Consider the following 12,770-nt stretch of genomic DNA (forward strand, 5'->3'; position numbering starts at 1 on the left):
GTGCGGCCCGGGGACAGGTGGGTCTAGCGGGCGTCCTGGCGTCGTACGAAGACCTCGCGGGTCAGCATCAGCACCGCGGCCGCGGTGGGGATGGCCAGGAGCGCGCCCACCACGCCGAGCAGGGCGGCGCCCACCAGGGCGGCGATCACGGTGACGGCACCCGGGACGTCGACGGAGGAGGCCATGACCCGGGGGTAGATCACGTAGTTCTCGAGCTGCTGGTAGACGACGTAGAAGACCACGCAGATCAGGCCGGTGCGCACATCGGTGGCGAAGGCGATGGCGGTGACGATCGTGGCGCCGATGGTCGCGCCGATCATGGGGATGACGTCGAGCAGGGCCACGACGAAGGCCAGCGCCACGGCGTACTCGCCGAGGCCGACGGCGAAGAGGAAGACCAGCGACGTGAGGCCCGCGCAGAGGGCGACGAGGAAGGCGCCCGACACGTAGCCCCCGATGCTGGCCACGATCCGGTCCCCGAGGCGGGTGACCCGGTCGCGACGCGAGGCGGGGGCCAGCTTGTAGAGCGCGCCCTTGGTGGTCTCCAGCGCGGAGAGGAAGTAGAGCGTCAGCACCAGCACGATGAAGAGGTTGAAGAGGGCGCCCAGCAGGGCGATCCCGAAGCCGAGCACACCGCCGAACAGGCCCGTGACGAAGTCACCGCCGGCGACGTAGTCCTGGGCCTTCTCGACGATCTGGTACTCCTCGTCGAGCTTCTGGATCTTGGGGTTCTGCAGCAGCTGGTCGAACCACACCGGGGCGTTGGCGGTCAGCGAGGCGACCTGGTCGGTGATGACCGGCACGATCGCCACCACGAAGAGGGCGATGGCGCCGAGGAAGACCAAGGTCACCACCAGCACCGCCCAGGAGCGGCGCAGCCCGCGGTGCTCGAAGAACTCCACCGCCGGGTTGAGGCCGGCGGCGATGAACAGCGCGACCACCACCAGCAGCAGCGTGGAGCCGATGGCCAGCAGCGTCGTGCCCAGCCAGTACGCGGTGACGAAGCCCAACCCGCCCAGGAACCCGATGAGGTACGGCGCCGTGCGGTCCAGCGGCGCCCCGGGGGTGCCGAGGTGCTCGGGCCCGCCGACGAGCCCCTGCCGCTTGCCCTTCTGCGGCACGCCGGTGACCGGCAGCACCTCGGGGGCCGGCGCCGCGGCGGCCGGGTCGACGACCGGCCCGACCGTCGTCGGGTCCGCGCCGGGCGCCGGCGGGTCGGGCTGGTCGCTCACTCGTCCTCGTCGTCCTGACCGAAGCCGGCGACGACGTCGCGCAGGCTCGCCAGCTGGGCGGTGATGCCGTCACGGCGCTTGGCCAGCCGGGCGACCTCGGTGCGCAGCATGGCCAGCTCGCGCTCGACCTCGGCGGTGGCCGAGGAGGTGATGGAGTCGGCCTGGGTCTGGGCCGAGGCCACGACCTGCTCGGCCTCGCGGCGCGCGCGGGTGACCACGGCGTCGGCCTCCGACTTCGCCTGCTGGCGCTGGGTGGCGGCCTGGGTGGCGGCCTCCTGCGCCCGGGCCTCGGCAGCGGCGGCGCGCTGCTCGGCCTCCTCGACCAGCTTGCGGGTCTCGGCCATCGCGCTGCTGTGGTGGTCGGTGGCCTCGCGGGCGAGCCGCTCCTTCTCCACCGCGAGGGTGCGGCGTGCCTCGGTGACCTCGCGGTCGGCGGCGGCACGCGCCTGCTCCACCTCGCGCTGGGCGCCCGTGCGCATCTCGGTCGTCTCCTGCTTGGCGGCCAGGCGCAGCTGGTCGGACTCCCGCTTGGCCGAGGCCATCAGGTCGGCGGCCTCGCTGCGGGCCAGCTCGCGCTCCTGCTCGGCGTCGGCGAGCGTGCGGGCGCGGTGCTCGTCGAGCTCCTTGAGCTGCACCATGCGCATGTCCTCGGCCTCGCGCTGGCCCTCGGTGCGGATCTGCTTGGCGTCGCGGGTCGCCTGGGCGCGGATCTCGTCGGCCTCGCGCATCGCGGTGCCGCGGATCTCGTCGGCCTCCTCCTCGGCGAGGCGGAGCATGGCGCTGGCGCGGCCCCCGAGACCGGCGTAGGAGGGGGTCTCGTTCTCCTTGACCTGCTGCTCCAGGCTGGCCAGGCGGGCCTCGAGCTCGACGACGCGCCGCTCGGACTCGCCGAGGCTGCCGGCGAGTCCGGCCTTCTCCGCGGCCAGCTGCTTGACCTTGGTGTCGACGGCCGCGGTGTCGTAGCCCCCACGGCGCACGACGGGGAAGGAGATGCTGGCGCCGGCGCGGGCGGGAGCCGCCTGCGGGCGGGCGGGCGGTGCGGGCGGGGCCTGCTGCGTCTGCGGGGCCGCCGGAGCGGTGCCCGGGCGCTGGCCGGCCGGGGGGGCCTGGCGCGGCGCCTGACCGGTCGCGCGACCAGGGGCCGACCCGGGAGCGTTCGTGGCCACCGGGATCACCTGGGTCTTGTCGGCGTCCTGGGAACGGCGCTCCGAGTCGTCGTCGAAGATGGACAGGCCCTGGTCGCTCATGGGTGGAAACCTCTTCCGGGTGGTGGGGGCTGGTGCCTCCCCATCCTCCCGCATGCGAGGCCCCGAACCCACCCCGACGCGGCGTGGCTCAGCGTTTACTCAGCGCGTGTCGGGGTGGGCCGGGTCGACGGGCCTCCTCAGACGCCGCGGAAGCGGTTGATCGCGTCGATGTGGCGGGCCCGCATCTCGGTGTCGCGCACGCCCAGGCCCTCCTCGGGGGCCAGCGCGAGCACGCCGACCTTGCCCTGGTGGGCGTTCTTGTGCACGTCGAGAGCGGCCTGGCCGACCTCCTCGAGGCCGTAGGTCCGCGACAGCGTCGGGTGGATCATGCCCTTGGCGATGAGGCGGTTGGCCTCCCACGACTCGCGGTAGTTGGCGAAGTGCGAGCCGACGATGCTCTTGAGGTTCATCCACAGGTAGCGGTTGTCGTACTGGTGCATGTAGCCGCTGGTGGAGGCGCAGGTGACGATCGTGCCGCCCTTGCGCGCGGCGTAGACGCTGGCGCCGAAGGTCTCGCGGCCGGGGTGCTCGAAGACGATGTCGACGTCCTCGCCGCCGGTGAGCTCACGGATCTTCGCCCCGAGGCGACGCCATTCCTTCTGGTCCTGGGTGTGCTCGTCCTTCCAGAACTTCCAGTTCTCCTCGGAGCGGTTGATGATGTGCTCGGCGCCCATGGCGCGGCAGATGTCGGCCTTCTCCTCGTTGGAGACCACGCAGATCGGCGTGGCGCCACCGTTGAGCGCGTACTGCGTCGCGAAGCCGCCCAGGCCGCCCGAGGCGCCCCAGATGAGGACGTTGTCGCCCTGCTTCATGCCCGCGCCGTTGCGCGAGACCAGCTGGCGGTAGGCGGTGGAGTTGACCAGGCCGGGGGAGGCGGCCTCCTCCCAGGTCAGGTGGGCCGGCTTGGGCATGAGCTGATTGGACTTCACCAGCGCGACCTCGGCCAGGCCGCCGAAGTTGGTCTCGAAGCCCCAGATCCGCTGCTCGGGGTCGAGCATCGTGTCGTTGTGGCCGTCGGGGCTCTCCAGCTCCACCGACAGGCAGTGCGCGACCACCTCGGCGCCGGGCTTCCAGGAGTTCACGCCGGGGCCGGTGGCGAGCACGACGCCGGCCAGGTCGGAGCCCACGATGTGGTAGGGCAGGTCGTGGCGCTTGGTCAGCGGCGAGATCTTGCCGTAGCGCTCGAGGAAGCCGAAGGTCGAGACCGGCTCGAAGATCGAGGTCCACACGGTGTTGTAGTTGATCGCCGAGGCCATCACGGCCACCAGCGCCTCGCCGGGGCCGAGCTCGGGGAAGGGCACGTCGTCGACGTGCAGGGACTTGCGCGGGTCCTTGTCGCGGCTCGCGACGCCCTCGAACATGTCCTGCTCGTCCTTGTGCACCGTCACGGCGCGGTAGGACTCGGGCAGGGGCAGGTGGGCGAAGTCTTCGCTGGCGGTGTCGCCGGCGAGGACGGCGTCGAGGATGTTCTGCACGTCGGCTCCTGTGCGGGGTCGGGGAGGTGCGGGTGACGGCGTCGGACCCGGGGGCGGGTCGACGTCTGGCGAACATTACTGTCCGGTAACCGGTCAGGCGACCGATGTGTTGGAGGTCTCAGGCCCGCTCAGGGTGGCGGGCCGAGGTGGGCGGGCGGTTGGTGGCGCCCGCCGAGCAGCGCGGTGCGGTCAGTGCGCCGGGCGCGCGGCCGGCTCCACCAGCTCGACGAGCACGCCGCCGGCGTCCTTGGGGTGCACGAAGTTGATCCGGGAGTCGGAGGTGCCGCGGCGCGCCTCGTCGTAGAGCAACCGCAGGCCCCGCTCGCGCAGGACCGCGCTGACGGCCTCGACGTCGGTGACGCGGTAGGCGACCTGCTGGCAGCCTGGGCCGGAGCGGTCGAGGTACTTGGCGATGGTGGAGGTCTCGTCGAGCGGCGCGAGCAGCTGCACGCACGACCCGGAGTCGCCCACGGCCATCATGGCCTCGCGCACGCCCTGCTCGGCGTTGGTCTCCTCGTGGGCCAGGCGCATGCCGAAGGTGTCGCGGTAGAACGCGATGGCCTCGTCGAGGTCGGGCACGGCCATGCCGACGTGGTCGATGGCGGTGAAGAGGTGGTCGGGGATGCCGAGCGGGCTGGCGCCGCTGTCCTGGGTCTGGCTCATGGCGTCATGGTCGTACGCCGCGCCGCGCGCCGCGACCGCTTGTGACGCGCGCCTCACGAGGTGGGGACTCGGACACCCTCGCCCCCGATGTGACTCGTCGGTATCTTGCTCGCATCGGGCCCGTCTCCGCCGGTCCGAGCACCGACCCGCTGGAGGAACCCATGTCCGACCACGCCGCCCCGTCGAGCTCGCCGACCGTCATCGTCGCGGGAGCCCGCACCCCGATCGGCCGTCTCCTGGGAGGGCTGAAGGACCTGAGCGCCGCCGACCTCGGCGGGGTCGCGATCAAGGGCGCCCTCGAGAAGGCCGGCGTCTCCGGAGACCAGGTCGACTACCTCATCATGGGCCAGGTCATCCAGGCCGGCGCGGGCCAGAACCCCGCCCGCACCGCCGGTGTGGCCGCGGGGCTGCCCATGAGCCTGCCCTCGATCACCATCAACAAGGTCTGCCTCTCCGGTCTCAACGCCATCGCGATGGCCGACCAGATGGTCCGCGCCGGCGAGGCCGACGTGGTGGTGGCCGGCGGCATGGAGTCGATGACCAACGCCCCCCACTTCCTGCCCAAGTCGCGCGAGGGCATCAAGTTCGGCGACGTCAAGCTCGTCGACTCGATGGCCTACGACGCCCTCTTCGACCAGTTCACCTCCCAGGCGATGGGTCTGCTCACCGAGGAGCGCAACGCCGCCGACGAGAACCTCACCCGCGAGGAGCAGGACGAGTTCTCCGCGCTGTCGCACCAGAAGGCCGCCGCGGCCTGGAAGAACGGCGTCTTCGACGAGGAGGTCGTGCCCGTCTCGATCCCTCAGCGCAAGGGCGACCCGGTGGTCGTCTCCGCCGACGAGGGCGTGCGCGGCGAGACCACCGCCGAGTCCCTCGGGCGCCTGCGTCCCGCCTTCTCCAAGACGGGCACCGTCACGGCGGGCTCGGCCTCGCAGATCTCCGACGGCGCCTGCGCGGTCGTGGTGATGAGCAAGGCGAAGGCCGAGGAGCTCGGGCTGGACTACCTCTGCGAGATCGGCGCCCACGGCATGGTCGCGGGCCCCGACTCCACCCTGCAGCTCCAGCCGGCCAACGCCACCGCCCTGGCCTGTCGCAAGGAGGGCATCGAGCCCACCGACCTCGACCTCGTGGAGTTCAACGAGGCCTTCGCCGCGGTCGGCATCTCCTCGGCGCGCGCCCTGGGCCTGCCCGACGAGAAGGTCAACGTCAACGGCGGGGCGATCGCGCTCGGCCACCCGGTGGGCATGTCGGGGGCACGCGTGGTGCTGCACCTCGCCCTCGAGCTCAAGCGGCGCGGCGGCGGCACCGGCGCGGCCGCGCTCTGCGGCGGCGGCGGCCAGGGCGACGCCCTGATCGTGCGCGTCCCGAGCAGCTGAGCCCCGTCGCCCCGCGACCCGGGGGCCGGCGCCGCGCGGCGTCGGTCCCCGACCTGGTCGCGGCCGCCCGCGAGGGTCAGCCCCGGGCGGTGGCCCGGCTGATCTCGATGGTCGAGGACGAGTCGTCCGCGCTGCGCGAGGTGATGGCGGCGCTGGCCCCGCACACCGGCCGCGCCCAGGTCGTGGGGCTGACCGGCTCGCCCGGGGTCGGCAAGTCGACCTCCACCAACGCGCTGGTCACGCGGCTGCGCGCCGCGGGCAAGCGGGTCGGCGTGCTCGCGGTCGACCCCAGCTCGCCGTTCTCCGGCGGTGCGCTGCTCGGAGACCGGATCCGGATGTCGGACCACGCCTCCGACCCGGGCGTCTACATCCGCTCCATGGCCGCCCGCGGCCACCTCGGCGGCCTGGCCTGGAGCACTCCGCAGGCGATCCGGGTGCTCGACGCCGCCGGGTGCGACGTGGTGCTCGTCGAGACCGTGGGCGTCGGCCAGAGCGAGGTCGAGGTCGCGGCGCGCGCCGACACCACGCTGGTGCTGCTGGCCCCCGGCATGGGCGACGGCATCCAGGCCGCCAAGGCCGGGATCCTCGAGATCGGTGACGTCTACGTCGTGAACAAGGCCGACCGCGACGGCGCCGACCAGGTGCGCCGCGACCTGCGGGGCATGCTGTCGATGGCCGACCGCCCCGCCGGCGCCTGGCGGCCCCCGGTGGTCGCCACCGTCGCGTCCAGCGGCGACGGCGTCGACGAGGTCGTCGCCGAGCTCGACCGCCACCACGCCTGGCTGCACGAGACCGGCGAGCTGCGGCGTCGACGTACGCGTCGGGCGCGCGAGGAGGTCGTCGCGATCGCCGTCACCGCGCTGCGCCGCAGCTGGGGCGACGTCGACGGACGCTCGGAGCTCGACGCCCTCGCCGAGGCCGTCGCCGCGGGGGAGAGCGACCCCTACGCCGCGGCCGACCGGCTGCTCGGCGCGCCTGCTCCGTGACGGGTGTGGCTGCTGGTAGGCATGTGCCGTCCTGTGGACGCGCGGCGCCGAGCCGCTGACGTCCGCCGCTCACCGCTCGAGAACAGACAGGTTGGTCGACGATGAAGAAGGTGGTCATCGCCCTGGTTGTGGTGTTCCTGGGCTTCTGGATGTTCACCGACCCGCGCGGGCTGGCCGACGCCGCCGGCGGCGCCGGGGGGCAGATCGCGGCGTGGACCGGCGACTTCTTCTCCGCGCTCATCAGGTTCGTCGGCGAGCTGGGCTGAGCCGTGGGTCTGCTCCGCAGCTGGGGCGACCCCCAGATCCACAAGCACCTCCTGCGCGACGAGGGCGAGGTCATCGTCGACGAGGTGCTGCACCACTGGACGGCCTACGTGCGCCCGGTGCTCGAGGGGGTGCTCGGTCTCGTGGTGCTCGTCGGGGCGGCCTTCGTGCCGATGGGTGCCGCCTGGGTGCTGCTCGTGGGGGCCTTCGTGCTGCTGCTGCGGGCCGGGTGGGGAGTGCTGCGCGAGCACCGCGACCGCTTCGTCATCACCAACATGCGCGTCTTCCGCGTCCACGGGGTGCTCTCGAGCAACCTCGCCACCATGCCGCTGAGCCGCATCCTCGACATCACCGTGGTCAAGCCGCTGCACGGGCGGCTGCTCGGCTTCGGCCACTTCGTCTTCGAGTCGGCGGCCCAGGAGCAGGGCCTGCGCGACGTGAGGTACGTCGGTCGCCCCGACGAGCGCGACCTCGCGATCCAGCGCGTCGTGCAGCGCTCCGGCCTGCGCGGCCCGCGCGTCAACTGAGACCGGCCTTCCCTAGGATTGGCCCCATGACGCAGCAGCCGTTCTCCCGCCCCGGTGCCATCGACCTCTCGGCCCTCAAGCGGCCCGCGCCCGCGGCGCCCGCCGCGCCGGCCGCCCCCGGGGCCCCGGGCAGTGCCGGGGGCCCGGCCGCGGGGGGCGCGGGCGGCTCGTCCTACGCCGTGGAGGTGACCGAGGAGAGCTTCCAGGCCGTCGTCGAGCAGTCGATGACCGCGCCGGTGCTGCTCGTCTTCTACTCCCGCACCCGCATGCCCGAGAGCGGCCAGCTGGCCGACGACCTCGCGACGCTCTCGGCGGAGTTCGAGGGCCGCTTCCTCGCCGGCCTCGTCGACATCGACGCCGCCCCCGGCATCGCCCAGGCCATGCAGATCCCCTCGATCCCGCTGGTCGTGGCCGTGCTCGACGGCCGCCCCGCGCCGCTCTTCCAGGACGTGCTGCCGCTCGAGGAGCTGCGCACCGCGCTCACCCAGGTCGTGCAGCAGCTCACCGCCCAGGGCATGACCGGTCGCCACCAGCCCCGCGGTGCCCAGGCCGAGCCCGGCGCGGAGGGCGAGGAGGAGCCCGCCGTCGACCCCCGCTACGCCCCCGCCCAGGACGCCCTGGCCGCCGGCGACGTCGACCGGGCGGTCGCGGAGTACCAGAAGCTGGTCTCGGCCAACCCCGCCGACGCCGAGGCCGCGGCCGGCCTGGCCATGGCGACGGTCCTCCAGCGCACCCAGGGCGTCGACGAGGCCGCCGTGCGCGCCGACGCCGACGCGCGCCCCGACGACGTCGACGCCCAGACCCTCGTCGCCGACCTCGACCTGGTGCTGGGACAGGTCGATGAGGCCTTCGCGCGGCTGGTCGAGCTGGTGCGGCGTACGACGGGCGACGAGCGCACCGCCGCGCGCGAGCACCTCCTCGGGCTCTTCGCCGCCGTGGGCAACGACGACCCGCGCGTGCTGCGCGGGCGCCAGGGCCTCGCCAACGCCCTCTTCTGAGGGGCGAGGAGCCGGTGACCCCGCTGGGCTTCGGGCAGGGCGTGGCCTACCTCGGCCGCGGCTTCGCCATGTGGCGGCGCCGGCCCGGGCTGATGGCCCTCGGCATGGTGCCGGCGCTGATCGTGCTCGTCGTGGTGGTCGCCGCGCTGGTGGGGCTGCTGCTCACCGTCGACGACCTCGTGGGGTGGGCCACGCCCTTCGCCGACGGCTGGGCCGACGCCGCCCGGGTCGCGCTGCGCGTCGGGCTCGGGGTGCTGGTGGTGCTGGGCTTCCTGCTGGTCGCCTCGCTGACCTTCACCGGCCTCACGCTGGCGGTCGGCGACCCCTTCTACGAGCGGATCTGGCGAGAGACCGAGACCATGCTCGGGGGCGAGGCTCCCGGAGACGGGCTGGGCTTCTGGCGCTCCGCGCGCGATGCGGGCGTGCTCGTGGGGCTGGGCCTGGTGACCGGCCTGCTGGTGCTGCTGATCGGCCTGCTGCCCGTGGTGGGCGCCGTGGTCGGCGCCGTGCTCGGGGTCGTGGTCTCCGGGCGACTGCTGGCCGCCGAGCTGGTCTCGCGGCCCCTGGAGGCCCGCGGCATCGACCGGCACGGGCGGCGGGCGCTGCTGCGCGAGCACCGCGCCGTGCTGCTCGGCCTCGGCACCGCCACCCAGCTGTGCTTCCTGGTGCCCCTGGGGGCCGTGGTCGTCATGCCGGCCGCGGTGGTCGCCTCCACCTGCCTGGCCCGTGACGCCCTCGACGCCGCAGCCGCCCGCCCCGTGGGCGGCTGAGGAAGGCCGCAGCTCGTCCACAGCCCAGGCGCAGCGTGCTCGCGACGGTCGTCCGCCTCGGCGACCATGGGGCATGCCTCTGGACCGGGACGAGCTCGACCACCTGCTCGACCGCGTGCAGGACCGCACGGTCTCGCGCCGGCAGATCCTGGCTCTCGGCGGTGCCGACCACGACATCGCCCGCCTGGTCCGGCGACATGAGCTCGTGGCCGTGCACCCCGGTGCGTTCGTGGCGCACACCGGGCTGCCCACCTGGCGGCAACGGGCGTGGTGTGCGGTGCACGCACGGTGGCCGGCCGCCCTGGCGCGCGAGTCGGCGCTGCCCGGACCGCCGGCCGACGCCCCGATCCAGATCGCGGTCGACCACCGCCGCACGGTCAGGCCGTTGGCCGGTGTCGTGGTGCACCGCACGGCGGACCTGGAGGGTCGCGTGCTCTGGCAGGCGACTCCGCCGCGGGTCCGGCGCGAGCACGCGGTGATCGACGTGATCGCCGGGGAGGACCCCGCCCGCCACTTCGGCGTGCTGGCCGCGGCCTGTCACGACCGGCAGACCACCCCGGAACGCGTCAGGGCGGCGCTCGACGCCCGGGGAAGGGTGCGCGGTCGCGGGGTCATCGAGGCGATGCTGGACGACCTGACCGCGGGCGCCTGCTCCACCCTCGAGCGTGCGTTCTGGGAGCGGGTGGAGCGGCCCCACGGCCTCCCGACGGGCGCACGCCAGGTTCGTGCCGGTGCGGGCGAGGTCGCCACCGTGCGTGACGTGGAGTACCTGGGGCTCGGCGTGGTGGTCGAGCTCGACGGTCGGGCGTTCCACGCCGACCGTGCCGCCTGGGACGCCGACCACCAGCGCGACCTCGAGGCACTGGTCTCCGGGCGGAGCACGGTGCGGCTCACCTGGGGTCAGGTGACCGCAGCACCGTGTCGTACGGCGGGCCAGCTGGCCGCGCTGCTGCGCCGCGCTGGTTGGTCCGGCGCGTCACGACGGTGCCCCCGGTGCCCGCCGGGCGAGGCGCCGCCCCGTTGACTCGTGGATCGCACGCACCTGGTGCGTGCGATCCACGAGCGGTCGGTGCAGGAGCGGCGCGCCCGCTCTCAGCGGCCGCTCTCGGTGTACGCCGGGGCACCGGTGGGGTCGGCGACGCGGGCCAGGGCGGCCTCGACGCGGCGCGCGGTGAAGTCGGCGCAGTGCTCGCGGACCTCCGCGGGGGTGCAGAACTGCGCGGAGCGGATCTCGCGGGCCTGCTCGACGATCGAGGCGGTGATCGAGGCGGGGTGGACGCCGCCGTCGTAGACCAGGCAGAGCGCGTCGTCCCACCCGCTCCACGGGGGCAGCCAGTCGGTCAGCAGCAGGTCGCCGGCGGGGATCTGCAGCGCGAGCTCCTCCTCGACCTCGCGGGTGACGGCCTCGCGGGGGGCCTCGCCGACCTCGACGACCCCGCCGGGCAGGTCCCAGTCCTGCTTGTAGGTGAGGCGGCACAGCAGCACGCGCCCCTCCTCGTCGCGCACCAGCATCTGGCTGATGGCGCGCTTGCGCGGCAAGAAGGAGTTGAGCAGCTCGCGGAAGCCGGCCGGCTCGTGCACCGGGGTGTCGGTGGCCAGGCGGGCGTAGACGACGCGGTCGACGGGCCCGCCGTCGACGGTCACCCCGCGCATCACGCCCTCGCGGCGCATGCCCGACCAGGTGGCCAGACGCTGGCCGCCCTCGTCGTCGGGGTCCACCAGGGCCTCCACCCGCGGGTGGTCGACCAGGGCGGCGGCGACCTCGCGGCGCACGACGTCGACGTTCTCCCCGGGCTCCCAGCTGATCCGGGCCACGCCCTCGGCGACGGTCGCGACGCTCGGCTGGACGGTCGGTTCCTGGCTCACCGGGCCAGCCTAGTCAGGCCCCGGGAGGAGCGACCGCCCAGCCGCGGGTGTCGCCGCCGGTCGGTCGCGGTCAGGCGAAGTCGGCCTTGCGGATGAGCGCGTGGATGCCGGTGGTGCGGTCCACGACCTGCGAGCACTGGAAGTCGGCGGCCGCCGAGAGGTAGGCGTAGGCCACCGGACCGGCCATGCCGCGCTCCTCGACGAGGAAGGCCAGCGCCTGCCGCACGGCGTCCTTCATGGCCAGGTCGAGGCTGGTGGCGTTGCCGCCGCCCTCGGGACCGTCGGGGTCGCTGAGGCCGATGGGGATCCAGAAGTCGCGGTTCTCGGCGAAGGGCTGCTCGAAGGCCTGGGCGGGCGCGCCGCGGCTGCCGCGCTTGACCACGCTCAGGCGCAGGGTGGGACGCAGCGAGCCCTCCATCGCGGTCAGGGCGACCTCGCCGTCCCCCTGGGCCATGTGCGGGTCGCCGGCGAAGAACATCGCCCCGGCGACCTGCACGGGCAGGTAGAGCGTGGAGCCGACGGTGAGGTCGTTGATGTCGATGTTGCCGCCGGCGTAGGTCGGCGGCACCGAGTCGACCAGGGCGGTCGTGTCGCGGGCGACGCCCATCATCCCCAGGAACGGGTGCAGGTCGAAGCCCACGGGCACGTCGCCGGGCAGGCGACCGCGCAGCCCGCCGCGAGACCTCACGACCTCGGTGAACACGCTGATGTTCCCGCCCTCGTTGACGTACGCCGCGTGCGCCGGGTCGCCCACGAACCGCTCGGGGTACTCGCCGGGCAGCGCGCCCTTGCCGTGGCGGTTGGAGACCACGCCGTAGGGCACCCGCAGGGGCAGGTCGAGCACGTCGACGCGCAGGACGTCGCCCGGCTCGGCGCCGCGCACCGCGACGGGCCCGGTGACGACGTGGGGTCCGGGGCCGTCGTGCGGGGTGCGGGCGGCCACCTCGACGGCGTCGCGCAGCACGTGACGCTCGGGCACGCCGAAGGAGCCGAAGTACTCGCGGGGGTCCTGGCCCTGGTCCTCGAGCAGGCCCTCGTGGGAGAGGGTGTCGAGGGTGACCACGTCGCCGGAGGAGACCACGGCGACGGGCTCGCTGAGCCGGTTGGGCAGCCGGCCCCACAGCACCTCCTCGGCGCGCGCCCGCACGTAGCGACCGCGGGTCGGACCGGTGCCGGGCTGCAGCACGCGGACCGGCCCGTGGGGTCCGCCCGCCGGCGCCCGACGTCCGGGCGAGGCACCCGCCGGGGCGCCGGTCGCGCCGAGGGCCCCGGCGCCGACAGCGCCCGCGGCCGCCCCGCGCAGGAGGGCCCGTCGGGCGAGGGAGGACAGCTGGTCAGGGGTTCCCGAGGTGGTCATGACCCACAA

Annotated in this window: 13 protein-coding genes; 7 read left to right on the forward strand and 6 right to left on the reverse strand. The window is 74.0% G+C overall.

The features are described from left to right. Positions 1 to 23: 23 nt before the first annotated feature. The 4 genes from ASF47_RS11750 to mce all read right to left on the reverse strand — a co-directional run bounded on the left by ASF47_RS11750 (position 24) and on the right by mce (position 4,617). Positions 24 to 1,232, reverse strand: a complete 1,209-nt coding sequence (locus tag ASF47_RS11750; protein WP_235558724.1) for an AI-2E family transporter — start codon at positions 1,230 to 1,232, stop codon at positions 24 to 26. Then, the gene (locus ASF47_RS11755; protein WP_056864152.1) at positions 1,229 to 2,479 is read right to left on the reverse strand and encodes a hypothetical protein; all 1,251 of its coding nucleotides are present in this window, start codon (positions 2,477 to 2,479) and stop codon (positions 1,229 to 1,231) included. The genes ASF47_RS11750 and ASF47_RS11755 overlap by 4 nt, the downstream gene beginning before the upstream one ends. Positions 2,480 to 2,616: 137 nt before the next feature. Next, on the reverse strand, positions 2,617 to 3,954 hold the full coding sequence (ccrA, locus tag ASF47_RS11760) for a crotonyl-CoA carboxylase/reductase (protein ID WP_056864153.1): 1,338 nt from the start codon (positions 3,952 to 3,954) through the stop codon (positions 2,617 to 2,619). A 189-nt stretch (positions 3,955 to 4,143) separates the two neighbouring features. Further along, positions 4,144 to 4,617, reverse strand: coding sequence for a methylmalonyl-CoA epimerase (mce, locus tag ASF47_RS11765; RefSeq protein ID WP_056864154.1), 474 nt, complete (start codon positions 4,615 to 4,617; stop codon positions 4,144 to 4,146). Between the two features lie 161 nt (positions 4,618 to 4,778). Between mce and ASF47_RS11770 the strand changes: the two genes are divergently transcribed. From ASF47_RS11770 to ASF47_RS11795, 7 genes are all read left to right on the forward strand, one after another. Beyond that, a complete protein-coding gene (locus ASF47_RS11770) occupies positions 4,779 to 5,993 on the forward strand; it encodes an acetyl-CoA C-acetyltransferase (RefSeq protein ID WP_056864155.1) in 1,215 nt (404 codons plus the stop codon). Further along, positions 5,990 to 6,979 carry a methylmalonyl Co-A mutase-associated GTPase MeaB gene (meaB, locus tag ASF47_RS11775; RefSeq protein ID WP_056864617.1) on the forward strand — a complete coding sequence of 330 codons (990 nt, stop codon included), beginning with the start codon at positions 5,990 to 5,992 and terminating at the stop codon, positions 6,977 to 6,979. The genes ASF47_RS11770 and meaB overlap by 4 nt, the downstream gene beginning before the upstream one ends. A 101-nt stretch (positions 6,980 to 7,080) precedes the next feature. After that, the gene (locus ASF47_RS21110; protein WP_156697866.1) at positions 7,081 to 7,245 is read left to right on the forward strand and encodes a hypothetical protein; all 165 of its coding nucleotides are present in this window, start codon (positions 7,081 to 7,083) and stop codon (positions 7,243 to 7,245) included. A 3-nt stretch (positions 7,246 to 7,248) separates the two neighbouring features. After that, a complete protein-coding gene (locus tag ASF47_RS11780) occupies positions 7,249 to 7,770 on the forward strand; it encodes a PH domain-containing protein (protein ID WP_056864156.1) in 522 nt (173 codons plus the stop codon). A gap of 26 nt (positions 7,771 to 7,796) precedes the next feature. Then, positions 7,797 to 8,768, forward strand: a complete 972-nt coding sequence (locus ASF47_RS11785) for a co-chaperone YbbN (RefSeq protein WP_056864157.1) — start codon at positions 7,797 to 7,799, stop codon at positions 8,766 to 8,768. A gap of 14 nt (positions 8,769 to 8,782) precedes the next feature. Next, on the forward strand, positions 8,783 to 9,538 hold the full coding sequence (locus tag ASF47_RS11790; RefSeq protein ID WP_200919046.1) for an EI24 domain-containing protein: 756 nt from the start codon (positions 8,783 to 8,785) through the stop codon (positions 9,536 to 9,538). Between the two features lie 73 nt (positions 9,539 to 9,611). Further along, the gene (locus tag ASF47_RS11795; protein ID WP_082500234.1) at positions 9,612 to 10,562 is read left to right on the forward strand and encodes a hypothetical protein; all 951 of its coding nucleotides are present in this window, start codon (positions 9,612 to 9,614) and stop codon (positions 10,560 to 10,562) included. A gap of 68 nt (positions 10,563 to 10,630) precedes the next feature. On the opposite strand, the gene ASF47_RS11800 is transcribed toward ASF47_RS11795, so the two are convergent. After that, positions 10,631 to 11,404 carry an NUDIX hydrolase gene (locus ASF47_RS11800; RefSeq protein WP_056864159.1) on the reverse strand — a complete coding sequence of 258 codons (774 nt, stop codon included), beginning with the start codon at positions 11,402 to 11,404 and terminating at the stop codon, positions 10,631 to 10,633. Between the two features lie 70 nt (positions 11,405 to 11,474). Next, positions 11,475 to 12,761 carry an acetamidase/formamidase family protein gene (locus ASF47_RS11805; protein WP_056864160.1) on the reverse strand — a complete coding sequence of 429 codons (1,287 nt, stop codon included), beginning with the start codon at positions 12,759 to 12,761 and terminating at the stop codon, positions 11,475 to 11,477. Between the last annotated feature and the right edge of the window lie 9 nt (positions 12,762 to 12,770).

This window comes from Nocardioides sp. Leaf285 (assembly GCF_001422955.1).
GTDB classification, from domain to species: Bacteria; Actinomycetota; Actinomycetes; order Propionibacteriales; family Nocardioidaceae; genus Nocardioides; species Nocardioides kribbensis.

What these genes read in the sequence shown, in the direction of transcription:
- ASF47_RS11795 (WP_082500234.1), top strand. Translation starts at nt 9,612, where the DNA reads ATGCCTCTGGACCGGGACGAGCTCGACCACCTGCTCGACCGCGTGCAG.
- ASF47_RS11755 (WP_056864152.1), bottom strand. Translation starts at nt 2,479, where the DNA reads ATGAGCGACCAGGGCCTGTCCATCTTCGACGACGACTCGGAGCGCCGT.
- mce (WP_056864154.1), bottom strand. Translation starts at nt 4,617, where the DNA reads ATGAGCCAGACCCAGGACAGCGGCGCCAGCCCGCTCGGCATCCCCGAC.
- ASF47_RS11805 (WP_056864160.1), bottom strand. Translation starts at nt 12,761, where the DNA reads ATGACCACCTCGGGAACCCCTGACCAGCTGTCCTCCCTCGCCCGACGG.
- ASF47_RS11785 (WP_056864157.1), top strand. Translation starts at nt 7,797, where the DNA reads ATGACGCAGCAGCCGTTCTCCCGCCCCGGTGCCATCGACCTCTCGGCC.
- ASF47_RS21110 (WP_156697866.1), top strand. Translation starts at nt 7,081, where the DNA reads ATGAAGAAGGTGGTCATCGCCCTGGTTGTGGTGTTCCTGGGCTTCTGG.
- ASF47_RS11770 (WP_056864155.1), top strand. Translation starts at nt 4,779, where the DNA reads ATGTCCGACCACGCCGCCCCGTCGAGCTCGCCGACCGTCATCGTCGCG.